Annotated in this window: 1 protein-coding gene; it reads right to left on the reverse strand. The window is 48.3% G+C overall.

The genetic code is table 11. From position 1 onward, the window contains the following. Window positions 1-339: 339 nt before the first annotated feature. Entirely contained in the window at window positions 340-1,194 is an 855-nt protein-coding gene (cysT, locus tag CA600_RS30540) for a sulfate ABC transporter permease subunit CysT (protein ID WP_094874827.1), read from the reverse strand. Window positions 1,195-1,332: the final 138 nt, after the last annotated feature.

Consider the following 1,332-nt stretch of genomic DNA (forward strand, 5'->3'; position numbering starts at 1 on the left):
CCGATCGCTGTTATCCTCAGATTTCCTGATTTGAACCGCTCACCGCGGAAGAAATCCGAGGATAAAGGCGAACGCTACGCTTCTACAGTTCCAATATTCCTCTCCGTTCCTTTCTTACCAATTATTCAGTTTCAAACACCGAGATCGCTATCGCTCCTCCAACACCCAAATTACTCTTCGGGTACTTTATCTAACGGAAGATTCCGCATTTTCACGGAAGCAAGTATGCTTCCTAAAATAAAGTCGTCATTTACCTGTTAGAGTGTAGCTTCGCTAGTGCTCGCTCAGCAAGTTCTAATACAAAAACATTAGAGAAATAAGGAGTAACACCGAAAGAACTTACCGAGAAGTCTTACGCACCCAACGCTGGAGCGTATTAATGACTAACAGCATTAAGAAGGAAATGAGAAGCAGGAGCAACGCAACGGCGGTAGCACCAGCATAATCATACTGCTCCAGTTTGGACATAATAAGCAAAGGCGCAATCTCCGTTCTCATCGGCATATTACCGGAGATGAACACGACAGAGCCGAATTCGCCAATACCACGGGCAAATGCCAAAGCAAAGCCTGTTAACAACGGCGGGAACAGCTCAGGCAGTACTACTGAACGAAAGGTTCTCCAGCGGCCTGCACCGAGGGTTGCCGAGGCTTCCTCCATATCTCGGTCCAAATCCTCCAGCACCGGCTGTACCGTTCGCACGACGAACGGTATTCCGATGAACATTAAGGCGAGGGTAATGCCAAGCGGAGTAAATGCCACCTTTAATCCTAGTGGCTCAAGCCACGCCCCGATCCAGCCATTTGTGGCATAAAGAGCCGTCAAGGAGACACCAGCTACAGCTGTCGGTAAAGCAAACGGAAGATCAATCAGCGCATCAAATATTCTTTTACCCGGAAATTCGTAACGCACTAGTACCCACGCTAGCAAGAGACCTAGAATAGCATCCACAAAAGCAGCGGCCGCTGCCGTAGACAGACTGACACGATACGAAGCTAATACACGCGGATCAGTAGCTACATCCCAGAATTTCGCCCAGCTCAGCCCAGTAGAATTGAACAGCAATGCTGAGAGTGGCAAGAGTACCACGAGACTCAGATAAAGTACGCTGTACCCCATCGTTATCCCAAAACCGGGTAGTATCTTTCGTCGCGTTGCCGCCGATACAGCTGTAGTCGTTGCGGTGACATTCATCCCCTATTCATCCTTTCTCGCCTTCGGCAGGTTAGCCGATCAGCCCCTTACTAGGGACAAATCTCTTAATGAGGTTGTTCAAAAAGTCCACTTTTGATCACGAAGTATCCCAAGAAGCTTACTCGACATCGAATATTG

Origin of the sequence: Paenibacillus sp. VTT E-133280 (assembly GCF_002264385.1) — a bacterium.
GTDB classification, from domain to species: Bacteria; Bacillota; Bacilli; order Paenibacillales; family Paenibacillaceae; genus Paenibacillus_AQ; species Paenibacillus_AQ nitricinens.